This window comes from Ancylobacter sp. VNQ12 (genome assembly GCF_049445835.1).
GTDB lineage: Bacteria > Pseudomonadota > Alphaproteobacteria > Rhizobiales > Xanthobacteraceae > Ancylobacter.
The window spans coordinates 199,447-222,950 of sequence record NZ_JBMSDU010000004.1; the positions used below are offsets into that span (position 1 = coordinate 199,447).

A 23,504-nucleotide genomic window follows, 5' to 3' on the forward strand; every position below is an offset into this window, starting at 1 on the left:
ACGCGCCGCTTTCCGGTCCTAGCGTAGCAACGCCGCCGTTTGGGCTGACCGACCGCTCTGCCGCAGAGGCCCCATGCTGTTCGACTATTCGTCACTGCTCGCGGCGATCGGCTTCTCGGCCTTCTGCCTTGGCGCCATTCTCTTCTCCAGCTGGCTGGCTTCCCGCTCGGATGGCTTCCTGCTGACGATCTCCGTCGCCGCGGCGATGATCGTCGGCGCGGTTTCGACCTATTCGGTCTATGTGCGCTATCCCTCGAACCTGCTGGTCATCCTGTCCTTCTCCTTCCTGACGACGGGCATGTCGATCTTGTTCGGCGCCGCGCGGCAATTCCGCGTCCGCACCTCGCCGCTGCGGCGGATCTGTATAGGCACCCTCTCGCTGCCGATAACGATACTCCCGATACTGCTCGGCTATGACGCCGTCGGGTTCATGCTGGCCAACGGCTTCGCGGCCGTGCTGCTGACGCTGTCCGCGTGGGAATATTGGCGCGGCCGGGCGGAGGCGCCGGTCGCGATCAACGCGATGTGCCTCATCTATCTCGTCGTCGCCCTGTCCTTCGCGTGCTGCGCGCTGGTGCTGCTGGCGGAGGGTCGATGGACGCTCGACGCCCCACCCGAGAACTGGGCTGAGATGTTCAATACGATCGCCGTCGTGGCCGGCGTCCCTGGCGTCGGCGCGCTCGCCCTGGCGCTCAACCAGACCCGGCTCGCGCGCTCGCATCGGCGCGAGGCGATGACCGACTCGCTCACCGGCCTGCTCAACCGTCGCGCCCTGTTCGACGCCATCGCCGCCGAGCCGCTCGCGGGCGACGCCGCCATCGCCGTGTTCGACATCGACCGCTTCAAGGCGATCAACGATCGGCATGGTCACGCCGTGGGCGATCGCGCCATCGTCGAGTTCGCGCAGGCCATGCGCCGGCATTGCACCGGCGACGATCTTGCCGCGCGCATGGGAGGAGAGGAATTCGCGCTGGTGCTGCGCCACGCGACGGCAGAATCGGTCGTCGCCCGTGTCGAGGCCATCCGGAGCGACTTCGCCGGACGGATGAGGGCAGTTCAGTCCCTTGAGTGCAGCGCGAGTGCCGGCATCGCCTTTGCCCGGCCGAACGGCCACCTTTTCGAGGCGACGTTGAGCGCGGCCGACGCAATGCTCTACCGGGCCAAACACGCCGGACGGAACCGGGCGATGCTCGCCACGGTCCGTGTCGTATCCGGCCAGACGATCACGCCGCCTTCTTCACGTCCTTCACATCAGTGAAGACAATGCCCGGCCAGCGATCGCCGGTGTAGCCGATCATGAAGGCCGAAGGGCTGAGGAAGACGAGGTCGCCATCGAGATCCTCCGCCGTCGACAGCCGGTTGCCGGCGGCGAACTCGTCGAGCCGCTTGGGATCGGCGGAGGACACCCAGCGCGCCAGCTGGAACTCGGACATGTCGAAGCCGACATCGAGGCCGTATTCCGCCTCCAGCCGGTTCTTCAGCACGTCGAGCTGAAGCGGGCCGACCACGCCGACCAGCGCCGGCGAGCCGTCAGTCGGGCGGAACACCTGCACCACGCCCTCTTCCGCCATCTCCTGCAGCGCCTGCTTCAGCTTCTTCGCCTTCATGGCGTCGGCGAGCTTCACCCGGCGCAATATTTCCGGCGCGAAGCTCGGCACACCGACGAAGTTCAGCTCCTCGCCCTCGGTCAGCGTGTCGCCGATGCGCAGATTGCCGTGGTTGGGAATGCCCACCACGTCGCCGGCATAGGCTTCCTCCGCCAGCTGGCGGTCCTGCGCGAAGAAGAACTGCGGCGTGGCGAGGCTCATCGGCTTGCCGGTGCGCACCAGCTTGGCCTTCATGCCGCGCGACAGCTTGCCCGAGCACAGCCGCGCGAAGGCGATGCGGTCGCGGTGGTTCGGGTCCATGTTCGCCTGGATCTTGAACACGAAGGCCGTCATGCGCGGCTCCTCGGCTTCCACCCGGCGCTTGTCGGCATCCTGCGCGCGCGGCGGCGGGGCGTATTTGCCGAGGCCCTCCAGCAGGTCGCCGACGCCGAAATTGCGCAGCGCCGAGCCGAAATACACCGGCGTCAGATGGCCTTCGAGGAAGGAATCGAGGTCGAACGGGTTGCAGCCCTCGCGCACCAGCCCGAGTTCCTCGGCCAGCGCCGCCTCGTCCAGCGTGACGTTGAGCGCGGCGATCTCGCTCATGCTCATCTGCCGCAGCGGCCCGGTCTTGCCCTCGTCGCCGTCGAGCAGGCGCATGCCGCCGGTGGCGACATCCATGGTGCCGACGAAGTCGCGACCACGGCCCACCGGCCAGGTCATCGGCGAGGTGTCGAGCGCCAGCGTCTTCTCGATCTCGTCGAGGATCTCGAACGGGTCGCGGCTCTCGCGGTCCATCTTGTTGATGAAGGTGATGATCGGGATGTCGCGCAGCCGGCACACTTCCAGCAGCTTGCGCGTGCGCGCCTCGATGCCCTTGGCGGCGTCGATCACCATCACCGCCGCGTCGACCGCGGTCAGCGTGCGGTAGGTGTCCTCCGAGAAGTCCTCATGGCCCGGCGTGTCCAGCAGGTTGAACACGTGGTCCTCGAACTCGAAGGTCATGACCGAGGTCGCGACCGAGATACCGCGCTCGCGCTCGATCGCCATCCAGTCCGAGCGCGTGGAGCGGCGGTCCTTCTTGGCGCGCACCTGGCCGGCGAGCTGAATCGCGCCGCCGAACAGCAGCAGCTTTTCGGTCAGCGTGGTCTTGCCCGCGTCCGGGTGCGAGATGATCGCGAAGGTGCGCCGGCGCGCGACTTCGAGCGCGATGGGCGACGCGAGGGAATTGGAGAGAACGTTCATGGGCGCGGATGTGGCAGGGAAGCCGCCCCGGATCAAGGGGTGACACGCTTTCTTGCGTCGGCCCGCGCCATGCGGGCCCTCAGCCGAACTGCTTCGCGTAGGTCTCCGGCTTGAAGCCGACCAGCAGCGCGCCGTCCACCTCCAGCACCGGCCGCTTGATCAGCGAGGGCTGCGCCTGCATCAGCCTGATCGCCTTCGCCGCATCGATATCCGCCTTGTCGGCCTCGTCGAGCTTGCGGAAGGTGGTACCGGCGCGGTTGAGCAGCACTTCCCAGCCGACCTTGCCGGCCCACTCCTTCAGATGCGCGGCATCGATGCCGGACGCCTTGTAGTCGTGGAAGGCATAGGCGACGCCGTGCCCGTCCAGCCAGGCGCGCGCATTCTTCATCGTGTCGCAGTTCTTGATGCCGTAGATCGTGACCGTCACGGGGAACCTCGTTCGACAATGCGCGCCACCGCGCGCTTCGTCATAACGCCGGCGAGATGGGCGCGATAGGCGCCCGAACCGTGGATATCGGCGATCATCTCGTCGCCGTCGAGCGCGAGCCCCTCCAGCGCCGCCGGGCTGAAATCCTCCGCCAGCGCCGCTTCCGCCTCGGCCCAGCGGAACACGCCGCCCTGCCCGGCGCCGGTAATGGCGACGCGCACCTCGCCCTCCCCTTGGCCCTCCCCCTTCCACACGAAGGCGCCGGCCATGGCGTAGCGCGAGGCCGGGTTAGGGAATTTCTCGTAAGTCGCCACGCCGCCGATGGGGAAGGAGACAGTGAGGATGATCTCGTCCGGCGCGAGCGCGGTCTCGAACAGGCCGAGGAAGAACACGCCAGCGGGAATCTCCCGCCGGTCGGTGCGGATCGTCGCATCGAGCGCGAGGCAGGCGGCGGGATAGTCGGCGGAGGGGTCGTTATTGGCGATGGAGCCGCCGATCGTGCCGCGATTGCGCACGGCAGGGTCGCCGATCAGCCCCGCAAGCGCCGCCAGCGCCGGGATCGTCTCCCGCACGAGCTTTGAGGCCGCCACCTCGCCATGGCGGGTCATCGCGCCGATGACGAGCACGTCGCCCGCGCGCGACATGCCGGCAAGGCCCGGCACGCGGGCGAGATCGACAAGGTCGCTCGGGCTGGCGAGGCGCTGCTTCAGCGTGGCGATGAGCGTCTGGCCGCCGGCCAGCAGTTTCGCCTCGTCATTGCCTGCGAGAAGGGCGCAGGCGGCATCGAGATCGGTGGGTCGGTGATAGGCGAAGGGAAACATCGCGCCTCACTCCGCCGCGGCGGGCAGCGCCGCCATATCCCGCGTACCCATGTCGCGCGCACCTGCCATGATGGCGAGCACGATATTATGGTAGCCGGTGCAGCGGCACAGATTGCCCTCCAGCTCCGCGCGCACCGTCGGCTCGTCGAGCTCGGTGCCGTGGCGGCGTACCATGTCGATGCCGGCCATGATCATGCCGGGCGTGCAGAAGCCGCATTGCAGGCCGTGATGCTCGCGGAACGCCGCCTGCATCGGGTGCAGTTGCTCGGCACTGCCGATGCCCTCGATGGTGACGACCTCCGCCCCCTCGGCCTGCACGGCGAGCACCGCGCAGGCTTTCACCGCGACGCCGTCGAGATGCACGGTGCAGGCGCCGCACTGGCTGGTGTCGCAGCCGACATGGGTGCCGGTGAGGCGCAACTCGTCACGCAGCAGATGCACCAGCAGCGTGCGCGGATCAACCGTCGCGGTCACCGCCGCGCCGTTGATGTTCAGGGTAATGGTCTGCATCGGCTGCTCCCGGTCGCCTCTGCCACAATTCTCACGGCGCCGCTTCGGCCGGCGCGGCCGGCGCCAGCACCCGGCCGAAGGCGCCGAAGAATTCGCCCGCCAGCTTCTTCGACGTGCTCTCGATCAGGCGCGCGCCAAGCTGGGCGATCTTGCCGCCGACATTGGCCTGCGCCTCGTAACTGAGGATGGTCGCGCCCTCCTCCTCGACCAGCCAGACCTTTGCCCCGCCCTTGGCGAAGCCGGCGACGCCGCCCTGCCCTTCGCCGGTGATGCGATAGGCGGCCGGCGGCTCGAGATCGGACAGCGTCACCGCGCCAGTGAAGGTCGCCTTCACCGGGCCGATCTTCAGCACGACCTTGGCGGTGAATTCGGTCGGTGAGGCCTGCACCAGTTCCTGGCAACCGGGAATACACTGGCGCAGCACATGCGGGTCGTTGAGCCCGCGCCACACCTCCTCGCGCGATGCCTCGATGCGCTGGGAGCCGGTCAGATCCATGATTCACCCCGAACTTTCATGCGTCCCGTCCAGCAACCCCTGTGCCAAGCCCGGCGGCGCCGCCATTTGTCCCGCCCCTGCGCATCCCGCAGGCAGGACAGCCGCCCCGCATGCCTGCATGATTGGCGACGGCTGCATAAAATTCACGCATCAACAGCCTTCATTATCATTGAGCATAAATAGGAATTTACATCATTGGTCCTATGATTAGTATCATAGAAAATCGTCGATGCGCCCCGTGGCGCGCAAGCGTCAAAGAGTGCGCATGAACCCGTTCGAGCTTCCCTCCCAGATCGTCGACCCCGGCATCCACGCCCGCACCGTGGCGCATCTGCGTGATCGCGGCATCGTGCTGCCGCGCTTCTCCGAACTCGCCGCGCCCGGCACCATCGCTTCAGCCTTGCGAGCGCAGGCCGCGGCAGCGGACAAAGATGCGCCCGACGCGCGGAACCTGTTCGGCGTGCACTGGTTCAACAACGCGATGACGGTCGGCGGCGCAAGCGTGCCGTCCTTTATCGAACTGCCTTCCTCGGTCACTGGCGTACCCGCCCGCATCGTGGTGATGCAGGGCCGGCATTTCCCGATGATCCACGCCCACAAGGTGCTGGCGGCCTATGCGTGCCTCGCCCCGCGCCTCGTCACCGGCATGTTCGATCCTACGCATCACCGTGCGGTATGGCCCTCCACCGGCAATTACTGCCGCGGCGGCGTTGCCATTTCGCGCATCCTCGGCTGCCATGGCGTTGCCGTGCTGCCGGGCGGCATGAGCGCTGAGCGTTTCAACTGGCTGGAGCAGTGGGTCACCGACCCCGCTGACATCGTGCGCACGCCGGGCACGGAATCGAATGTGAAGGAGATCTACGACGCCTGCGCCGAGATGGCGAAGGACGAGGGCAATTTCATCCTCAACCAGTTCTCCGAATTCCCGAACTACCTCGCGCATTATTCCATCACCGGTGCGGCGGCCGGCACGCTGTTCGAGGCGCTGAACGCCTCCGGCACGCTCAGCCTCGCCGCTTTCGTCGCCGGCACCGGCTCGGCCGGCACGATCGGCGCGGGCGACTGGCTGAAGGAGAAGTACGGCGCCCGTATCGTCGCCATGGAGCCGGAAGAGTGCCCGACGCTGCTCTATAACGGCTTCGGCGAGCACAACATCCAAGGCATCGGCGACAAGCACGTCCCACTCATCCACAACGTCACCAATACCGACCTCATCGCCGGCGTGTCGGATGCGGCGACCGACGATCTCGCCTTGCTGTTCGGCTCGGAGGCCGGGCGCGCCTATCTCGCCGGGCGGCGCGGCATCGATGCCGCGACCATCGAGGGCCTGGCCAATCTCGGCCTGTCCGGCATCGGCAATGTGCTCGCCGCGATCAAGACCGCGCGCCGCCTCGACCTCTCCGGGAACGACGTCATCATCACCGTCGCCACCGACGGCGCAGAGCTCTACCCCAGCGAGCTCGCCGGCCATCTCGCCCGCAAGGGCGGAAGCTACGACCAGATCGATGCGGCGGAAGCCTTCGGCCAGCACCTGCTCGGCGGCGATGCCGACCATGTGCTGGAACTCGACCACCGCGACCGCCAGCGCGTGTTCAACCTCGGCTATTACACATGGGTCGAGCAGCAGGGCATCTCGGTCGAGGATTTCGACCGCCGTCGCCACCAGTCGTTCTGGAAGGGCCTCGCCGCCTCGCTCCCCATTTTCGACGAGCTGATCGATCGCATGAACCGCGATGTCGGCATCGCCGACGCCGCGTGAGGAGAGCCTTGTGACGACGCCCCTCGCCTATTCCGAACTCCGCCAGCGCACCAAGGCGCGTGACCGCAGCCTGCGCGACAAGGTGATGTCGCTGGAGGAGGCCGCGAGGCTGGTGCAGGACGGCGACCACCTCGCGGTCGGCGGCTGCACCGCCTCGCGCACGCCCTTCGCCATGATCTGGGCGCTGGTGCGGGCGCGGAAAAGCGGTCTCACCGTCTCGCGCTCGATCATGTCGACCGAGGGCGACATCTTCTACGCCGCCGGCCTGTCGAAACACCTGATCACGAGCTGGTTCAGCCAGGGCATCGTCTGGGGTGTCTCGAAAGTGATGCGCGCCTATACCGAGAGCGGGCGCGCGCGCTTCGAGGAATGGAGCCACATGGCGATGGGCCTGCGCTACCGCGCCGGGGCCATGGGCGTGCCCTTCATGCCGATGCGCTCCATGCTGGGCTCGGACGTGCTGGGCCGCGTGAACGGCGACACCGGACCGGCGGATCCTGCCTTCGCGGGCGCCAAGACCATGCAATGCCCGTTCACCGGCGAAACGCTGCTGCTGGTGCCAGCGCTGAACCCGGATGTCGCCATCATCCATGTCCAGCGCTGCGACGCCTATGGCAACGCCCAGCTCGACGGGCTGACCTTCATGGACATCGACATCGCGATGGCCGCCAACAAGGTGATCCTCACCACCGAGCGCATCGTCTCCAACGACCAGATCCGCCGCCATCCCGACCAGACCAAGATCGGCTTCTTCACCGTCGATGCGGTGGTCGAGGCGCCGTTCGGATGCGCCCCGCACGAGTGCTACGGCCTGTACGAGCCGTTCTACAGCCACATGGACATGTACGCAGAGATGACCGGCCGCGATCCGGAGGCCGGGGCTGCGGCCTATCTCGAGCGCTTCTATCACGAGCCGAAGGACTGGGCGGACTATCTCAGCCGCATCGGCATGGCCGAGCTGATCGACGCCCAGCGCCGCGGGAGCAGCATCTATGACGATTGAAGCCACGCGCAGCGCGCCCTCCCTCTCCGCCGTGCCGGCCTATACCGCCTCCGAACTGCTCGGCGTGATGAGCGCCCGCCTCCTGAGGGACGGGCAGACCGTGTTCGCCGGCGTCGGCATCCCGCTGCTGGCAGCGATCCTGGCGCAGAAGACCCATGCGCCCGGCCTCACCATCCTGTTCGAGGGCGGCGTCATCGGCCCCTTCGTCGAGGCCGGCAAGCTGCCGCCTTCCACCAATGAGCAGCGCTGCACGCGGCGCGCCAACATGCTGGTGTCGATCACCGAGGTGCTGCTGATGCTGCAGCGCGGCTATGTCGATGTCGGCTTCATGGGCGGCGCGCAGATCGACCGCTTCGGCAACCTCAACTCCTCCTTCATCGGCGATCCCGCGAACCCGAAGATCCGCCTGCCCGGCACCGGCGGCGGCAACGACATCGCCTCGCTCGCCGACATGATCGTCGCCATGAAGCACGAGAAGCGCCGCTTCGTGGAGAAGGTCGACTTCATCACCTCGCCCGGGTTCCTCGACGGCGGCCGGACCCGCGCGGAGCGCGGCCTGCCGGCGGGCGGCATGTTCCGCGTCGTTACCGACATGGGCATTCTCGGTTTCGACGAGGAAAGCCGCGCCATGACCGTGCTCGCCTTGCATCCCGGCGTCTCGGCTGCGGCGATCCAGGCCAATACCGGCTTCGAGCTGCCGGTGCCGGCCGAAGTGCCGACCACCGAGCCCCCGACCCCGACCGAGCTCGCCATTTTGCGCGAGCTCGACCCGCAGCAGCTCTACACGGCGTAGTTCCTTCTCCCTCTCCCCGTGGGGGAGAGGGTTGGGGTGAGGGGCCTTCCTTCGCTCCGCAATCGCCCGCCCCCTCACCCGCCGCGGCGCGGCGACCTCTCCCCAATGGGGAGAGGTGAGAAGAAGGTATCTCCCCATGCCCGCTCCCGTCTCCTTCGGCATCGCGATGCGCAACTTCACCCGCTTCCCGGAAATGCCGGATGCGGGCGCGCTGATCGACTACGGCGTGCGCATGGAGGAGCTCGGCTTCTCCTCGCTCTGGGTGTGGGACCACATCCTGCTCGGTACCGATCCGAACTTCCCGATCATCGACTCGCTGTCGCTACTCACGGCCGTCGCCGCGCGTACGAAAGCCATCAAGATCGGCACCGGCGTGCTGGTGCTGCCGCTGCGCAATCCGGTGATCCTCGCCAAGCAGCTCTCCTCGCTCGACCTCATTTCCAATGGCCGGCTGATGCTCGGCGCGGCGGTCGGCTGGTACAAGCGCGAGTTCGACGCGGTCGGCATCCCCTATGAGCGTCGCGGCAAGGTCATGGACCGCAACCTCGACATATTGAAGCGGCTGTGGACCGAGGATTCCGTCAGCGGCGAGTGGGACGAACTGAACCTGCGCAACGCGGTGATGTTCCCCAAGCCGGTGCAGAAGCCGCACCCGCCGATCCTCATTGGCGGCTATGTCGATGTCGTGCTGAAGCGTGCCGCCACCAAGGGCGACGGCTGGCTGACCTATTTCTACACACCGGAAGCGTATCGCGAGGCGTGGGCGAAGATCTCCGCCTATGCCGAGGAGGCCGGCCGCGACCCTGCTTCGCTCTACAGCCTCAACCAGCTGCCGATCTATGTCGGCCCGCGCGAGGTCGGGCAGGCGAAGATGACAGAGTGGCTGAACGCCGAATGGGACCTGTCCAAGGGTTCGCTCTCCACCTTCGACAGCGCCATTGTCGGCACGCCGGCGGAATGCGCCGAGCAGATCGCCCGGCACATCGAGACCGGGGTGAAGAAGATCGTCTTCGTGCCGTGGCGCTACGAGAAGGAGCAGATCGACCTTCTGGCCCACGAGGTGCTGCCGCTACTGCGCAAGTAGCGGTGGGAGGGAGCGCCCAAACCGGGCTTGCTCAGGCGCTGAACAGCTTGATCACCAGCCAGATGGTGATCAGCACCAGCGCGCCTTTCCAGAGCAGCGAACCCACATTCTTTGCCTGCATGACGTTTCCCCCGCCGCATCGCCTGCCGTGCTTGCCTTAAGGGAACCCGCGCCGCGAGCCGGGTCAATAGGCTCTCCGGCATGTCGCGGCATCGAGCCGCGACCTCAGCCGCGCAGCGCGGTGAGGCTCCCGATCTTGGCGAACTTGCCCGCCACCGGCTCCTGCCGCGGGCCGAGCGGATCGGCGGCATAGGAGCGCTGCTTCTGCCGCGAGGGCGCCTCGCCATAGATCGTGGTGCGCTGGCGCGCCTGCCGTCCCGCGGCGCGGATCGCCGCCTCCATGCGATCGGGCGGGAATTCCTGCCCATGCATGCCACCGGCGGCGCGGCTGATCGATTCATCCATCAATGTGCCGCCAATGTCGTTCGCGCCGGCCTTCAGCGCCGCGACGATACCGCCCTCGCCCAGCTTCACCCAGGACGCCTGGATGTTGGGGATCAGCGGATTGAGCGCGAGCCGCCCCACCGCATGCATCAGCAGCGCCTCGCGCCGGCTCGGGCCGGCCCGCGTGCCGCCCTTGAGGTAGAGCGGCGCTTCCATGTGCAGGAAGGGCAGCGGCACGAATTCGGTGATGCCGCCGGTCTCCGCCTGCTGCCGGCGCAGCCGCAGGAGATGACGCGCCCAGTGCCGGTAGCCGTCGACATGGCCGAACATGATGGTCGAGGTGGTCTTCAGCCCCGTGCGATGGGCGGCGCCGATGGTCTCCAGCCATTCCCCGGTGTTCAGCTTGTCCGGACAGATGACCGCCCGCACCTCGTCGTCGAGGATCTCCGCCGCCGTGCCCGGCAGGCTGCCCAGCCCCGCCTGCTTCAACCGCGCGAGGAACTCCGCCACCGGCAGGCGCAGCGTCGCCGCGCCGTGCCGCACTTCCAGCGCCGAGAAGGCATGCACATGCATATCCGGCACTGCCTGCTTCACCGCGCGCAGGATGGCGAGATAGGTCTCGCCGGAGAAATCCGGGTGGATGCCGCCCTGCATGCACACTTCGGTCGCCCCGCGCGCCCACGCCTCGCGCGTGCGCCGCTGGATCTCATCGAGGTCCAGCTCGTAAGGCTTTCCGCGCAGATGTTCGTGCTGGCGCCCCTTGGAGAAGGCGCAGAAGCCGCATTTATAGGCGCAGACATTGGTGTAGTTGATGTTGCGGGTGACGACATAGGACACCGTATCGCCGACGCTTTCGCGCCGCAGCGCATCCGCCGCCTCGAACACACGTTGCGCCCGGCTGCCCCGCGCGTCGAACAGCGTGACGATCTCCGCCTCTGCCAGCTCCCGCCCGGCGAACGCCTTGTCGAAGATCGCGTCGAGCGCGCTGTCAGGCCCGACAAGCGCGGGCGCGGCCGGCCAGTCGACCACGCTGGCGCGCTCCTCCTCGCCCACCCGCCAGGCGCTTTCATGCGCCAGCCCGGCCGCATCCGCCCGCCGCAGCACCAGCGACGCGACCTCCGGGTCGAGCCAGCGAGCGCGCTCCTCGATATAGCCGGGATAGACCGCGAGGCGCGGCGACAGCACCTTGCCGGCGCGGGCGGTGGCGACACCGAGCGCGGAGAGCGCCGGCCAGGGCGCTTCCGGGTTCACATGGTCCGGCGTCACCGGCGAGACGCCGCCCCAGTCATTGATGCCGGCCTCGATCAGCGCCTTCAGCCCCTCCGGCTGGAGGTTGGGCGGCGCCTGGATCGACATGGCCGGGCCCAGGATCAGCCGCGCCACCGCGACGGTCCACAGATGATCCTCCAGCGAGGGCTCCGGCGCGTGGGCCATCCTGGTGCCGGCCTTGGCGCGGAAGTTCTGGATGATGACTTCCTGCACATGGCCGTGCCGCTGATGGCTGTCGCGGATCGCCAGCAGCGCCTCGATCCGCTCGGCCCGCGTCTCGCCGATGCCGATCAGCAGGCCGGTGGTGAAGGGCACGTTCGCGCGCCCCGCCGCCTCCAGCGTCGCAAGCCGCGCCGCCGGCAATTTGTCGGGCGAGCCGAAATGCGGGCCACCGCGGGCGGAAAGCCGCGCCGCCGTGGTCTCGATCATGGTGCCCTGCGAGGCCGAGACCTTGCGCAGCCGGGCGAGGTCCGCCTCCCCCATCACCCCGGCATTGAGGTGGGGCAGCAGGCCGGTCTCCTTCAGCACGAGGGCGGCCATGGCGGCGAGGTAGTCGAGCGTCGAAGCGTAGCCGAGCGCGGCCAGTTCCTCGCGCGCCACGGCATAACGCAGCTCCGGCTTGTCGCCGAGCGTGAACAGCGCCTCGTCGCAGCCGACCCGCGCACCGGCCCGCGCGATCTCCAGCACCTCGTCGGGGGTGAGGAAGGCGCGCTGGCCCTTCCGCGGCGGGTGGGCGAAGGTGCAGTAGTGGCAGACGTCCCGGCACAGCTGGGTGAGCGGGATGAACACCTTTCGCGAGACGGTGACGGTAGCGCCGAAGCCGATGTCGCGCAGCCGCGCCGCCTCCCGCATCAGCCCGGCGATGTCGCCCTCCTCGGCAAGCGCGAGAGCCGCGTCGCGGCCGGGCCGTTCTCCCGCCCCAGCCATGGTCAAGCCTTCATCAGCTCGGGCAGGGTGACGAGTTCGACGCCCGCCGCGCGCAGCGCATCGCAGCAGGCGGAGGCCACGGCGATGGCGGTGGGCTCATCGCCATGGACGCAGAGCGAATCGAATTTCGTAGGCATCTTCTTGCCGTTGATCGAAATGATCTCCTCGTCGAGCACCATGCGCACGACGCGCTCCGCCGCGAATTTGGCGTCGCGGATCATCGAGTCGGCATAAGTGCGCGAGCGCAGATTGCCGTCATCCTCATAGAGCCGGTCGATAAAGGCCTCGCGCGCCAGCGGCACGCCGACATCCAGCGCCGCCTTTTCCATCTCGGTGCCGGACAAAGCGAGATAATACAGCGAGCTGTCGACTGTCTTGATCGCCCGGCCGATGGCCAGCGCATAGTCGCGGTCCACTGCGCACATATTGTTCAGCGCGCCATGCGGCTTCACATGTGTCACCTTCACTCCGGCATAGGCGGCCATCCCCGCCAGCGCGCCGAGTTGGTAGGCGACGAGATATTCGAGATCGTTGGCGTTCATGCGGATCTGCCGGCGTCCGAAGCCCCAGATATCGTTGAAGCCGGGATGCGCGCCGATGGAGACACCGTTCGCCTTGGCCTTGAGGCAGACGTCGCGCATCACCGTGGCATCGCCGCCGTGCTGGCCGCAGGCGACATTGACGCTCTGCACGATCTTCAGGATCTCGTCGTCATTGCCGATCTTATAGTGACCGTAGCCCTCGCCCATATCGGCATTGATATTGATACGCTGAGCCACGGCGCCGTCTCCCTCGATCAGTTGGAATTTCCTATTAACACATTAAATAATAATGGAATTCAAGCTCAAAGATACTAACATTAGTATGTTTGCCGCGCGATGTGACTGAAGGGCTGACAGTGAGGGAACAGGACGGCAGGGACAGGCGGATCGGCACGCTGGCGCGCTTTCTCGACGTGGGTGACACCGCTTTCGCCATCGAATTCGGCGCGCGCATCGCCCCGGAGATCAACGCCCTCGTTCACCGCACCGCCGCCCTCGTCACGGATGCGACGCTGGAGGGTGTGACCGAGACCGTGCCGACCTTCCGCTCCCTGCTGGTGCATTACGACCCGCGCCTCACCTCGGCGTCGACACTGCAAGCCACGCTGGCGGAGCTGGAACTGGGCGAAGCCGCCCTCGACGCGCCGCGCCGTGTCTGGCGCATCCCGGTGCTCTATGGCGGCGAGGCGGGACCGGACCTCGCCGAGGTCGCGGCGGCGACCGGCCTCTCGCAGGACGCGGTGATGGCCCTTCATTCCGGCACGCTGTTCCGGGTCTATGTGCAGGGCTTCCTGCCGGGCTTCGCCTATCTCGGCGATCTGCCGGCCGCGCTCGACCTGCCGCGCCTCACCATCCCGCGTGTGCGGGTGCCGGCCGGCTCGGTCGCCATCGCCCAGCGCATGGCCGGCGTCTACCCCGTCGAATCCCCCGGCGGCTGGCGGCTGATCGGCAACACGCCGCTGCGCTTCTTCGATCCCGGCCTGACGCCGCCCACCCTGTTCTCGCCCGGCGACGGCGTGCGCTTCGTGCCCATCGAGGCCGCCGAGCATGCGGCGATCCGGCAGGCGGTGAACGAGGGTCGCTATGAGCCGGTCTGCGAGGCGCCGGAATGAGCGCGCGTCTCTCGATCCTCCAGCCGGGACCGCAGACCAGTGTGCAGGACCTCGGCCGCACCGGCTTCCAGGCGTTCGGCGTGCCGGTCTGCGGCGCGCTCGATCCGGTCGCGCTGCGCCTCGCCAATGCGCTGGTCGGCAATGGTGAAGACGCGGCCGCGCTGGAGATCCGCCTCGCCGGGCCGAGCTTCAAGGTCACCGATGACGTCCTACGTCTCGCCGTAACGGGCGCGGAAGTCTCGATTGAGGTCACCACCGGCGAGGGCACGCGCGGCTACCCCGCCTGGCGCGCCATCGACGTGCCGGCCGGCGCCAGCGTGCGCATCGGCGCGCTGAAGAAGAGCGGCTGCGCCATTCTCGCCGTAGCCGGCGGCATCGATGTTCCGCAGGTGCTGGGCGCCCGCGCCACCGACCTCAAGGGCCGCTTCGGCGGGCATGAGGGCCGCGCGCTGGCGGCCGGCGACACGCTCGCCATTGGCGAGGCGAAGACGGGCGGCCCTTGCCTGGAACTGCCCTCCCCGCCTCCGCTCGGCTTTTCCGGGACCCTGCGCGTCGTACTCGGCCCGCAGCAGGACGCCTTCACCGAGGAAGGGCTGGCCAGCTTCCTCGGCTCGCCTTACCGCGTCTCGCGCGAGGCCGACCGCATGGGCATGCGGCTCGAAGGCCCGGCGCTGGCGTTCCGGGCCGGCGCCGACATCGTCTCCGACGGCATCGCCACCGGCTCGATCCAGGTGCCCGGCTCCGGCCTTCCCATCGTATTGCTCGCCGACCACCAGACCATTGGCGGCTACGCCAAGGTGGCGACGGTGATTTCCACCGATCTGCCCGCCGCCGGACGCCTGCTGCCGGGGGCGGAAATCCGCTTTGAGGCCCTCTCCGTCGCGGAGGCCGAGGAGGCACGCCGCGAGCAGGAACGGGAACTTACTCGCCTGCTGCGCACGCTGTCGCCGGTCCGCGAGGTCGCCGAAATCGACCTGGCGTCGCTCATGGGCGAAAATCTCATCTCCGGCGTCGTCTCAGGCTTGGAAAGCGAGTAACGGCGCGGAGCCGCGGATAGGATTACATGATACTGAAGATAGGAACTCTCGACCGAATCTGACCGGCCATCGCGCGCCGGCCACGGGAACCGACACGGACATGCTCAAGGACTCCTCGGCCGCGCTGGCCAATCCCGACTACCGCCGCAGCCCGGTGCCGCGCTATTTGCAGATTGCCGGCGTCATCCGCCGCCGCATCGAGGACGGCGTGTGGGGACCCAACGAGAAGATCTCGACCCTGCAGGAACTGGAGGCGGAGTTCCGCGTCGCCCGCGTCACCGTCCGCCAGGCGGTGGAAGTGTTGCAGAGCGAGGGCCTGGTCCGCCGCATCCAGGGCAAGGGCACCTTCGTCTCCGGCTCGGTCGAGGAAAAGCGCTGGCTCAAGCTCGACCTGAAATGGCGCTCGCTCGCCGGCACCATCGGCGCCAACGTGCCGCGCTTCCTGCCCGTGCCGAGCAACCCGCCCGCGCCGGCGATCCGGGCGGAGGATGGCGTCGCCGCCCCGCATTACCGCTATCTCGAAAGCGTGCAGTCGCGGCGCGGCCAGCCCTATTCCTTCGCGCGGGTGCATTTCGATGCGCGGCTGTTCGACCTCGCCCCCACCCGCTTCGAGCGCGAACCCACCATCGCCGTCATCGCCACGCTGGAGGAAGCCGGCGATCTGAAGGTGAAGAAGGCGCGCCAGTCCTTCATCGTCGGCACGGTGGAACCGCGCGTGGCGAACCTGCTCGCCATCGGCATCGGTTTCCCCACGGTGGAGGCGCATCTCGTCGTCGTCGACGAGAATGACGTGGTGGTCTACGTCGCCGACATCATCTATCGCGGCGACTGCGTTCAACTGGATATCGACCTGCTGCGCTGAAGCGGAAAGCACGAGTCGCATCAGCGGCTTGCGTGGTGCTTTAAACAGCTTGATTCGGCGACTTGGCGGCGCTTGCGCACAACCTGATTCACCCGCTCAGGCGCCCGAACAGCCGTTTCAACCAGCCTTTGATCATCGCCAGCAACAGCGAGCCGGCATCGAGCGGCGCGCTGGCGCTTGCCGGCGCCTCCCCCTTCAGCGCCGCGTCGAGATTGGCGGCGAAGGCGGCAGTGAGACGCGCCGCGAGGTCGCGGGCGATGGCACCGCGGCTCATCTGCGCCAGCGGCCCCTGCAGCACATAGGCGACCTCGACGCCGACCCGCGTGCCGGCGCCGTCCGCGACCTTCCCCAGCCGATAGCTCAGCCGCGCCTGCACCCGGCTGGCGCTGCGCGTGTCGATGCCGCGGCCATGGATGGTGCCGGACCAGTTCTCGGGATCGGGCACGATGATGCCTGTGCCGCCGAAGGCGGCCTGCATCGGGCCGAGCTTCACCACCATCTCGGCATTGATGCTGCGCCCGTCGGACGGCGCGGCGAGCCGTGCGCCGGGCAGGCAGGCGATGACCCGCGCCGGGTCCTGGAACAGCGCCCAGACTTTTTCACGCGGCGCGGGAACGTCAAATTCCTCAACCAGTTCCACCGGATTGCGCAGCGGCTCCGGCCGGACGTCCACCGCCGCGAGCGGCGCGGCATCGATCACCGGCGCCGGCGCGACGGCGGCGATCCGCGACGGCGTCACCGGCAAGGTGAGCGGCGAGACCTGCACCGGCGGCGCTACCGCGCAGCCGCGCGTCACCACCGGCGCCTCGCCGGCGCGCTCGGCCGCCACCGAACGGATCGCCCTTATGATGCCGGTATAGCCGGTGCAGCGGCACAGATTGCCCGCCAGTTCGTGGCGGATCGCCTCGTCGTCGAGGCCGGGCCGGCGCAGCACGATGTCGCGCGCCATCACCAGCATGCCCGGCGTGCAGAAGCCGCATTGCAGCCCATGCTCGCGCGTGAACGCCGCGCGCAGCCGCGCCATGACGGGATCGTCGGCCAGCCCCTCGATGGTGGTGATCCGCGCCCCGTCCAGCGCGACGGGATAGGCGATGCAGGAGCGCGCCGGCGCGCCGTCGATCAACACGGTGCAGGCGCCGCACACGCCGTGCTCGCAGCCCAGATGCGTGCCGGTCAGCAGCAATTCCTCGCGGACGAAATCGGCGAGGCTCTGGCGCGGCTCGACCGCGCTGTCGATGGCGCGGCCATTGATCTCGATACGGATCGGCTTCATGCGGGCAGGCCCTCGGGCTCGAGCGCGGCGATGGCCTGACGGATCACGGCACGGCGCAGGCGGAAGGTGGCGGGATCATGGGCAAGTCCCGCTTCACGCAGAACTTCATCAGCGTTGTCAGGATGTTGGACGATCCGGCTTGCATCCTGAATCACCAGCTGCCGCGCCTCGGTGGCGCCGATGACGAGGCGATGCACGCCGCGCTCGGGATCGGACAGCACCGCGCACATGGCTTCCGCAAACTCGCCGACCTTGCGGCAGGACTTGCGGTAGCCGAAGCGCGCCGAGGGCGAACGGCACGGCACGAAGACCCCGGTGACGATCTCGCCCTCGGCCAGCGCCGTTTCGAAGGCGCCGAGGATGAAGTCCTCGACCGGCAATTCGCGCCGCCCGTCCGGGCCGGCGAGATGCACCACCGCCCCGAGCGCCATGAGCGTGGTGGGCCAGTCCGCCGCCGGGTCGGCATGGGCGAGGCTGCCGCCGATGGTGCCGCGATTGCGCACCGCGCGATAGGCGATGCCATGGGCGATGCGGGCGAGGAAGCCGGGCGTGGGGTCCGGCACCGCGCCGTCCTCGAACTCGGCATGGGTGATGGCGGCGCCATAGAGGATGCCGCCCGCCCTCTCCTCCACCCGCCGCAGCTCAGGCAGCTTCGCCACATCGACAAGGAGCGAGGGCCGGGCGAGGCGCAGATTGAGCATCGGCCCGAGGCTCTGGCCGCCGGAGATTGGCTTGGCGTTGCCATCGCCCAGCGCGGCGGTGGCCTCGGTCAGGTCGGCGGGACGGAGATAATCGAAACGCGCCGGCTTCACGATGCCGCCCCCGCCCGCGCGGCCTCGACCGCCTCGCGCACCCGGCGCGGCGTCATCGGCGAGAAGGTCAATTCGACGCCGAGATCGGCCAGCGCGTCGTTGATGGCATTGCCGATGGCGGCCGGCGGCGCGATGGCCCCGCCCTCGCCTATGCCCTTCTGTCCGAAGCGGGTGTTCGGCGAGGGCGTTTCCATATGGGCGATGCGCACCTGCGGCATCTCGCCGGCGCCCGGCAGCAGATAATCGGCGAAGGTCGAGGCGAGCGGCTGGCCGTTCTCGTCATAGGCCATCTCCTCATAGAGCGCGGTGCCGATGCCCTGCGCGGTGCCGCCATAGATCTGGCCGTCCACCACCATCGGGTTCAAGAGCACCCCGCCATCCTCGACGATGACGTAATCGAGTATTTCGACTTCCCCGGTGTCCGGCTCGACCGCCACCACGCAGGCATGGCTGGCATAGGAGAAGGTGCCGGTGTCCACCGCGGGCCGATAGCCGGCGACGAGGTCGAGCCCGTCCGGATCGGCATCCGCCGGCAGGTTCTGCGGCGCGCGGTAGAAGGTGAACGCCACTTCGCGGAACGTGACCGAGCCGGAGGGCCCCACCACCCTGGCGTCCTCGATGCGCACGGCTTCGGGGGGCGCCTGCAGCAGATGCGCGCCGATGCGCTTGATGCGTTCCGCCAGCTTCTCGCAGGCGCTTGCCACCGCCCCGCCGGCCATCACCGCTGAGCGCGAGCCCCAGGTGCCGGTGGAATAGGGCGTCATCGCGGTATCGCCATGCACGACGTTCACAAGGTCCGGGTCGATGCCGAGAATTTCGCAGGCGATCTGCGCCAGCGTGGTCTCCATCGACTGGCCGTGGCTCTGGTTGCCGACCCGCACCTCCAGCGTGCCGTCCGGGGTGAGCCGCGCGCCGCACTGCTCGAAGCCCGGCACCATGGGAATGCCCCAGCCATGATAGACCGAGGTGCCGTGCGCGCCCTGCTCGCAATAGGTGGCGTAGCCGATGCCGATGCGCCGGCCGTCCGCCTCGCCGAGCTTCTGGCGGGCACGGACCGCCGCATGGCCGATCATCGCGTGCGCCCGCGTCAGGCTCGCGGGATAGTCGCCCATGTCGAAATCCTTGCCGGTGATGGAGCGGAACGGCATCTGCTCCGGCCGCACCAGATTGGCGAGCCGCACCTCATAAGGGTCTCGGCCGGCGGCGCGGGCGACGGCGTCGATCATCAGCTCCATCGCCGTGCACACGCCGGTGCGGGCGACGCCGCGATAGGGCACGATGGGCGGCTTGTTGGAGCAGACCGAGGTCGCGCGGCAACGATAGGCCGGCAGGTTGTACGGCCCCGGCAGGTTGGAGACGACCTGTGCGCCTTCGAGGCAGGCCGAGAACGGGTAGACCGAATAGGCCCCGGCATCGACATGCGCCACCGCCTCAAGGCCGAGCAGCATGCCGTCCGCGTCGGCATAGGCGGTCATGATGTAATGGTGCTCGCGGCAATTGGCGGCGGCGATCAGGTGCTCGCGCCGGTCCTCCAGCCATTTGACCGGCCGGTCGAGCTTCAAGGCCGCCCAGGAACAGCACACCTCTTCCGGCTGCAACAGCCCCTTCCAGCCGAAACCGCCGCCGACATCCGGCGCCACGACGCGGATCTTGCGCTCGTCCAGCCCGAGGCATTCGGCCAGCCCCGAGCGCACGATGTGCGGCATCTGCGTCGAGGTCCACAGGTGCAGTTGCTCGGTATGCCGCTCATGCACGGCGATGCAGCCCTTGCCCTCCAGCGGCGCCATGCACTGCCGGCTGGTGCGCACCTCGCGCGTCACCTTGATCGGGGCGTCCGCCAGCCGCGCGTCGAAATTCCGGTCGGTCTGCGAGACGAGAAAGGCATTGTCCGGCCAGTCGTCATGGATGCGCGCCGCCTCGGGCGCGACCGCGCGCAGCATGTCGAAATTGGCCGGCAATTCCTCGTAGTCGACAGTGATTTCCTCCGCGAGGTCCTCCGCCTCCGCGCGCGTCTCGGCCAGCACCATCGCCACCGGCTCGCCGACGAAGCGCACCTTGTCGCTGGCCAGCGAGGGCTGGGCGGAGACGCGGAAGCCCGGCAGGCCGGTCTTGGCGAGGATGTCCTTCACGCCCACCATGTCGGCATGGGTGAAGGCGCGGCCCTGCAGATGGGCAGGAATGTGGATCGCCCGTATGCGGGCATGGGCGAGGGTGGAGCGCACGAAGGCGGCTTCCAGCTGGCCCGGAAATCGCATGTCGCCGATGAAGCGTCCGCGTCCCTCAAGGAGGCGGGCATCCTCCTTGCGCGGGATGGACGCGCCGACACCGCGTGCCTTCGCCTTCTGCTCGTCAACAGCGTGCGGGCCGACCATGAACTCCCCCGGCGGAACCACTCATGCGATAAGCTATCTTATTCGGATATAGACATTATCGTACGATATGTGCTGATCTTTGCACAAATAGTATCATTGGCCAATATGCAGGCAAGCGACGTGGAGCGGGAACGATGAAATTCGGTGTTGGCCAGCCCTTCCGGCGCGTCGAGGATATGCGCTTCATCACCGGCACTGGCCGCTTCACCGACGATTTCCGCTATGAGGGCGAGCTCCATGCCGCCGTGGTGCGCGCTCCCGTCGCGCATGGCGTGCTGAACGGCGTGGATGCGAGCATAGCCCGCGAGATGGACGGCGTGCTCGCCGTCTATACCGCGGACGAACTGGTGGCCGACGGCATCGGCTCGCTCCCCGTCATCATCGTGCTCGACCATGCGGAGGGCGGGCGCATGCCGCTGCCCGCACACACGCTGCTGGCCAGCGGCAAGGTCCGCTATCTCGGCGAGCCGGTCGCCTTCGTCGTCGCCACTTCCGCGCGCGCCGCGCTGGAGGCGGCGGAGGCTGTGATGCTCGACATCGAGGACCTGCCGGCCGTGGTCGAGCCGGCGAGCGCGCTGGCCGAGGGTGCACCCGAGCTTTTCGCGGAAGCCCCCGGCAATCTCGCGCTGCACTGGCGGCTGGGCGACGTGGAGGCGGCGGATGCCGCGCTCGCAGCCTCCGACCGCGTGGTCGAGCTGGCGCTGGTCAACAACCGCATCGTCGTCTCCTCAATGGAACCGCGCAACGCCATCGGCCTCTATGACACGGAGAGCGAGAGCTTCACCCTCGTCACCGGCAGCCAGGGCAGCCACATGATCCGCGACTTCATGTTCGAGGGCGTGTTCGGCCTGCCCTCCGCCAAGCTGCGCGTCATCACGCCGGATGTCGGCGGCGGTTTCGGCATGAAGGCGATCCCCTATCCCGAGCAGGCACTGGTGCTCTATGCCGCGCGCAAGCTCGGGCGGCCGGTGCGCTGGCAGTCGAGCCGGGCGGAGGCCTTCCTCTCCGACACGCAGGGCCGCGACAATCAGTCGACCGCCCGGCTCGGGCTCGACGCGGAGGGCCGCTTCACCGCGCTGAAGGTGGAGACGCTGGCGAGCGCCGGCGGCGCGCTCTCGGCCTTCGGCGTCTATTGCCCCACACTGTCCGGCCCGCCCATGGCGCCGGGCGTCTACGACATACCGGTCGTCGCTACCGATGTGCGCATCGCCTACACCAACAACGCGCCGATGGACGCCTATCGCGGCGCCGGGCGGCCGGAAGCGGCCTATCTGATCGAGCGCATCGTCGACAAAGCCGCGCGCGAACTTGGCCTGCCGCCGGAGGAACTGCGCGCGCGCAACATGATCGCGCCCGAGGCCATGCCGCACAAGACGGCGACCGGGGTGAGCTACGATTCCGGCGACTTCGCCCATGTCATGCGCAGCGCGCTGGACAAGGCGGACTGGCACGGCTTTGCAGGGCGCCGGAACAAGGACGATGGCCTCCTGCGCGGCATCGGCCTCGGCTACTACATCGAGCGCACCGGCGTGCCGGGCAAGGAAGGCGCGGCGGTGGAGATCGGCGCCGACGGCCGCGTCACCGTGCATGTCGGCACCCAGTCCACCGGCCAGGGCCACGAGACCACCTATGTGCAGATGACCGCGGAGGCGCTCGGCATCGATCCCGCGCGCATCACGGTGAAGACCGGCGACACCGACCAGCCGATCCCTTCCGCCGGCGGCACGGTCGCCTCGCGCTCCATGGTGCATGGCGGCGGCGCGCTCAAGCTCGCCACCGGCGCGGTGCTGGCCAAGGCGAGCGAAGCGGCGGCAAAGCACCTGGAGGTCGACACGCGCGAGCTGGAATTCGACGACGGCGCCTTCCGCGTGCCGGGCACCAACCGGCATGTCGGCCTGCTCGACATCGCCGCACAGGTCGGCGGGCTGATGGGCGTCGGCGATTTCGAGCAGCTCGCCGGCACCTTCCCTAATGGCGCGCATGTGTGCGAGGTCGCGGTCGACCCGGAAACCGGCGCCATCCGCATAGAGCGCTACACCGTGGTCGACGATTTCGGCCGTACGCTGAATCCGCTGGTGCTGAGCGGGCAGATCCATGGCGGCATCGCGCAAGGCATCGGCCAGGCCATGCTGGAGCGCGTGGTCTACGATGCCGAGAGCGGGCAGTTGCTGTCCGGCTCCTTCATGGATTACGGCCTGCCACGTGCGGACGATCTGCCGTTCTTTTCCGTCGCGACGCAGAACACGCCCTGCACCACCAATCCGCTCGGCATCAAGGGCGCGGGGGAAGCCGGCGCCATCGGCGCACCGCCGGCTTTCGTCAATGCGGTGATCGATGCACTCGCCCCGCTCGGCATCACCGAGCTCGACATGCCGCTGACGCCCTCGCGGGTGTGGGAGGCGATCACGACGGCGCGGGGCTAAGGCACGACCGGCAGCGTCCCCTCCTCCGGCCACCAGCCATCCTCGCGCAGCACGAAGCGCGGGCAGCCATAGGCGGCGCGCACCGGCACGCCCGCCATCGCCGCCACCCAGCGATTGGTCTGCTTCATCGCCACCACCATGCCGGCGACATGCGCTCCCGCACGGGCGAGCAGCCGGCAGGCGGCGATGGCGGTCGCCCCGGTGGAGACGGCGTCGTCCACCAGCACGATGCGCCGGCCTTCAATGAGGGGCAGGAGATTGGGATCCAGCCGCAGCCGCTTGCCGGCCTCGGGGCTGGTGATCGAGGAGACCGGCTCGGAAAGTTCGTCGGCGTACCAGAACTTGCGGGAATAGCCGAGCGGGACATAGCGAGGCTGGCCGAGCCGCTCCGCCACCTCGGCGGCGAAGGCAAGCCCGAGCGTCGGCAGGCCGATGACGATCTGCGCGCCCAGCCCCCTCGCCTCGTTCGCCATCGCCTCCGCCAGCGCCGCGACGACGGCATGCGAGGCCTGGTTGGCGATCAGCGAGGCGACGGCATGCTTGCCGTCCGGCAGGCGGCGTAGCGGCAGGACGAGGATGCGCCCGTCCGGCAACGTGACCGGGTAGCCGAAGCGGTAGGGCGGCGTGGGCGAGAACCGCGCCGGCACCGCGTCATGCAGCTCCTGCCAGTAGGCGAGCGTCGGTTCGGTGAAGTCTTCGGACACCTT

The 23,504-nt window shown here is 68.4% G+C and carries 20 protein-coding genes; 9 read left to right on the plus strand and 11 right to left on the minus strand.

Going from position 1 to position 23,504, the window contains the following annotated elements; translation table 11 throughout:
- Window positions 1-73 precede the first annotated feature (73 nt).
- Window positions 74-1,258 (plus strand): diguanylate cyclase, encoded by a 1,185-nt coding sequence (locus ACO2RV_RS08770; RefSeq protein ID WP_423291924.1) that lies wholly within the window; start codon window positions 74-76, stop codon window positions 1,256-1,258.
- Here the strand turns inward: ACO2RV_RS08770 and ACO2RV_RS08775 are convergent.
- The 5 genes from ACO2RV_RS08775 to ACO2RV_RS08795 form a co-directional block, all read right to left on the minus strand.
- The gene (locus ACO2RV_RS08775) at window positions 1,224-2,831 is read right to left on the minus strand and encodes a peptide chain release factor 3 (RefSeq protein ID WP_423291926.1); all 1,608 of its coding nucleotides are present in this window, start codon (window positions 2,829-2,831) and stop codon (window positions 1,224-1,226) included. The two genes, ACO2RV_RS08770 and ACO2RV_RS08775, sit on opposite strands and share 35 nt — an antisense overlap.
- Window positions 2,832-2,910: 79 nt before the next feature.
- The gene (locus ACO2RV_RS08780) at window positions 2,911-3,258 is read right to left on the minus strand and encodes an ArsC family reductase (protein ID WP_423291928.1); all 348 of its coding nucleotides are present in this window, start codon (window positions 3,256-3,258) and stop codon (window positions 2,911-2,913) included.
- Window positions 3,255-4,079, minus strand: a complete 825-nt coding sequence (locus ACO2RV_RS08785) for an FAD binding domain-containing protein (RefSeq protein ID WP_423291930.1) — start codon at window positions 4,077-4,079, stop codon at window positions 3,255-3,257. The genes ACO2RV_RS08780 and ACO2RV_RS08785 overlap by 4 nt, the downstream gene beginning before the upstream one ends.
- A gap of 6 nt (window positions 4,080-4,085) precedes the next feature.
- Window positions 4,086-4,589, minus strand: coding sequence for a (2Fe-2S)-binding protein (locus ACO2RV_RS08790; protein WP_423291932.1), 504 nt, complete (start codon window positions 4,587-4,589; stop codon window positions 4,086-4,088).
- 31 nt (window positions 4,590-4,620) lie between these two features.
- A complete protein-coding gene (locus tag ACO2RV_RS08795; RefSeq protein WP_423291934.1) occupies window positions 4,621-5,085 on the minus strand; it encodes an SRPBCC family protein in 465 nt (154 codons plus the stop codon).
- A gap of 265 nt (window positions 5,086-5,350) precedes the next feature.
- Between ACO2RV_RS08795 and ACO2RV_RS08800 the strand changes: the two genes are divergently transcribed.
- From ACO2RV_RS08800 to ACO2RV_RS08815, 4 genes are all read left to right on the plus strand, one after another.
- Complete coding sequence (locus ACO2RV_RS08800; protein ID WP_423291936.1) at window positions 5,351-6,844, plus strand: pyridoxal-phosphate dependent enzyme; 1,494 nt, start codon at window positions 5,351-5,353, stop codon at window positions 6,842-6,844.
- Between the two features lie 85 nt (window positions 6,845-6,929).
- The gene (locus ACO2RV_RS08805) at window positions 6,930-7,847 is read left to right on the plus strand and encodes a CoA transferase subunit A (RefSeq protein WP_423292061.1); all 918 of its coding nucleotides are present in this window, start codon (window positions 6,930-6,932) and stop codon (window positions 7,845-7,847) included.
- A complete protein-coding gene (locus ACO2RV_RS08810; protein WP_423291938.1) occupies window positions 7,837-8,640 on the plus strand; it encodes a CoA-transferase subunit beta in 804 nt (267 codons plus the stop codon). Before ACO2RV_RS08805 ends, ACO2RV_RS08810 begins: the two co-directional genes overlap by 11 nt.
- Window positions 8,641-8,776: 136 nt before the next feature.
- On the plus strand, window positions 8,777-9,724 hold the full coding sequence (locus tag ACO2RV_RS08815; RefSeq protein WP_423291940.1) for an LLM class flavin-dependent oxidoreductase: 948 nt from the start codon (window positions 8,777-8,779) through the stop codon (window positions 9,722-9,724).
- A gap of 225 nt (window positions 9,725-9,949) precedes the next feature.
- On the opposite strand, the gene cofH is transcribed toward ACO2RV_RS08815, so the two are convergent.
- Window positions 9,950-12,364 carry a 5-amino-6-(D-ribitylamino)uracil--L-tyrosine 4-hydroxyphenyl transferase CofH gene (gene cofH / locus ACO2RV_RS08820; RefSeq protein WP_423291942.1) on the minus strand — a complete coding sequence of 805 codons (2,415 nt, stop codon included), beginning with the start codon at window positions 12,362-12,364 and terminating at the stop codon, window positions 9,950-9,952.
- 2 nt (window positions 12,365-12,366) lie between these two features.
- Complete coding sequence (locus ACO2RV_RS08825; protein WP_423291944.1) at window positions 12,367-13,143, minus strand: LamB/YcsF family protein; 777 nt, start codon at window positions 13,141-13,143, stop codon at window positions 12,367-12,369.
- 119 nt (window positions 13,144-13,262) lie between these two features.
- Between ACO2RV_RS08825 and pxpB the strand changes: the two genes are divergently transcribed.
- The 3 genes from pxpB (at window position 13,263) to ACO2RV_RS08840 (ending at window position 15,917) form a co-directional block, all read left to right on the plus strand.
- Window positions 13,263-14,018, plus strand: coding sequence for a 5-oxoprolinase subunit PxpB (gene pxpB, locus ACO2RV_RS08830; protein ID WP_423291946.1), 756 nt, complete (start codon window positions 13,263-13,265; stop codon window positions 14,016-14,018).
- Window positions 14,015-15,055, plus strand: coding sequence for a biotin-dependent carboxyltransferase family protein (locus ACO2RV_RS08835; RefSeq protein ID WP_423291948.1), 1,041 nt, complete (start codon window positions 14,015-14,017; stop codon window positions 15,053-15,055). The genes pxpB and ACO2RV_RS08835 overlap by 4 nt, the downstream gene beginning before the upstream one ends.
- A gap of 100 nt (window positions 15,056-15,155) precedes the next feature.
- Window positions 15,156-15,917, plus strand: coding sequence for a GntR family transcriptional regulator (locus ACO2RV_RS08840; RefSeq protein WP_423291950.1), 762 nt, complete (start codon window positions 15,156-15,158; stop codon window positions 15,915-15,917).
- 88 nt (window positions 15,918-16,005) lie between these two features.
- Here ACO2RV_RS08840 and ACO2RV_RS08845 read toward each other — a convergent pair whose 3' ends face one another.
- The 3 genes from ACO2RV_RS08845 to ACO2RV_RS08855 are packed head-to-tail and all read right to left on the minus strand — an operon-like array spanning window position 16,006 to window position 20,374.
- On the minus strand, window positions 16,006-17,190 hold the full coding sequence (locus tag ACO2RV_RS08845; protein ID WP_423291952.1) for a xanthine dehydrogenase family Fe-S subunit: 1,185 nt from the start codon (window positions 17,188-17,190) through the stop codon (window positions 16,006-16,008).
- Window positions 17,187-18,002: an FAD binding domain-containing protein gene (locus tag ACO2RV_RS08850; RefSeq protein ID WP_423291954.1), complete on the minus strand. Its 816-nt coding sequence runs from the start codon at window positions 18,000-18,002 to the stop codon at window positions 17,187-17,189. The genes ACO2RV_RS08845 and ACO2RV_RS08850 overlap by 4 nt, the downstream gene beginning before the upstream one ends.
- Window positions 17,999-20,374, minus strand: coding sequence for a xanthine dehydrogenase family protein molybdopterin-binding subunit (locus tag ACO2RV_RS08855; protein WP_423291956.1), 2,376 nt, complete (start codon window positions 20,372-20,374; stop codon window positions 17,999-18,001). Before ACO2RV_RS08855 ends, ACO2RV_RS08850 begins: the two co-directional genes overlap by 4 nt.
- Before the next feature lie 134 nt (window positions 20,375-20,508).
- On the opposite strand from ACO2RV_RS08855, the gene ACO2RV_RS08860 reads away from it, so the two are divergent.
- Entirely contained in the window at window positions 20,509-22,797 is a 2,289-nt protein-coding gene (locus tag ACO2RV_RS08860; protein ID WP_423291958.1) for a xanthine dehydrogenase family protein molybdopterin-binding subunit, read from the plus strand.
- Here the strand turns inward: ACO2RV_RS08860 and ACO2RV_RS08865 are convergent.
- On the minus strand, window positions 22,794-23,501 hold the full coding sequence (locus tag ACO2RV_RS08865; RefSeq protein ID WP_423291960.1) for a phosphoribosyltransferase: 708 nt from the start codon (window positions 23,499-23,501) through the stop codon (window positions 22,794-22,796). The two genes, ACO2RV_RS08860 and ACO2RV_RS08865, sit on opposite strands and share 4 nt — an antisense overlap.
- Window positions 23,502-23,504: the final 3 nt, after the last annotated feature.

Bases quoted from the DNA above. Each gene is read 5' to 3' on its own strand.
- ACO2RV_RS08770 (WP_423291924.1), top strand. From the start codon at position 74: ATGCTGTTCGACTATTCGTCACTGCTCGCGGCGATCGGCTTCTCGGCC.
- ACO2RV_RS08775 (WP_423291926.1), bottom strand. From the start codon at position 2,831: ATGAACGTTCTCTCCAATTCCCTCGCGTCGCCCATCGCGCTCGAAGTC.
- ACO2RV_RS08785 (WP_423291930.1), bottom strand. From the start codon at position 4,079: ATGTTTCCCTTCGCCTATCACCGACCCACCGATCTCGATGCCGCCTGC.
- ACO2RV_RS08790 (WP_423291932.1), bottom strand. From the start codon at position 4,589: ATGCAGACCATTACCCTGAACATCAACGGCGCGGCGGTGACCGCGACG.
- ACO2RV_RS08795 (WP_423291934.1), bottom strand. From the start codon at position 5,085: ATGGATCTGACCGGCTCCCAGCGCATCGAGGCATCGCGCGAGGAGGTG.
- ACO2RV_RS08800 (WP_423291936.1), top strand. From the start codon at position 5,351: ATGAACCCGTTCGAGCTTCCCTCCCAGATCGTCGACCCCGGCATCCAC.
- ACO2RV_RS08805 (WP_423292061.1), top strand. From the start codon at position 6,930: ATGTCGCTGGAGGAGGCCGCGAGGCTGGTGCAGGACGGCGACCACCTC.
- ACO2RV_RS08810 (WP_423291938.1), top strand. From the start codon at position 7,837: ATGACGATTGAAGCCACGCGCAGCGCGCCCTCCCTCTCCGCCGTGCCG.
- ACO2RV_RS08815 (WP_423291940.1), top strand. From the start codon at position 8,777: ATGCCCGCTCCCGTCTCCTTCGGCATCGCGATGCGCAACTTCACCCGC.
- cofH (WP_423291942.1), bottom strand. From the start codon at position 12,364: ATGGCTGGGGCGGGAGAACGGCCCGGCCGCGACGCGGCTCTCGCGCTT.
- ACO2RV_RS08835 (WP_423291948.1), top strand. From the start codon at position 14,015: ATGAGCGCGCGTCTCTCGATCCTCCAGCCGGGACCGCAGACCAGTGTG.
- ACO2RV_RS08840 (WP_423291950.1), top strand. From the start codon at position 15,156: ATGCTCAAGGACTCCTCGGCCGCGCTGGCCAATCCCGACTACCGCCGC.
- ACO2RV_RS08845 (WP_423291952.1), bottom strand. From the start codon at position 17,190: ATGAAGCCGATCCGTATCGAGATCAATGGCCGCGCCATCGACAGCGCG.
- ACO2RV_RS08855 (WP_423291956.1), bottom strand. From the start codon at position 20,374: ATGGTCGGCCCGCACGCTGTTGACGAGCAGAAGGCGAAGGCACGCGGT.
- ACO2RV_RS08860 (WP_423291958.1), top strand. From the start codon at position 20,509: ATGAAATTCGGTGTTGGCCAGCCCTTCCGGCGCGTCGAGGATATGCGC.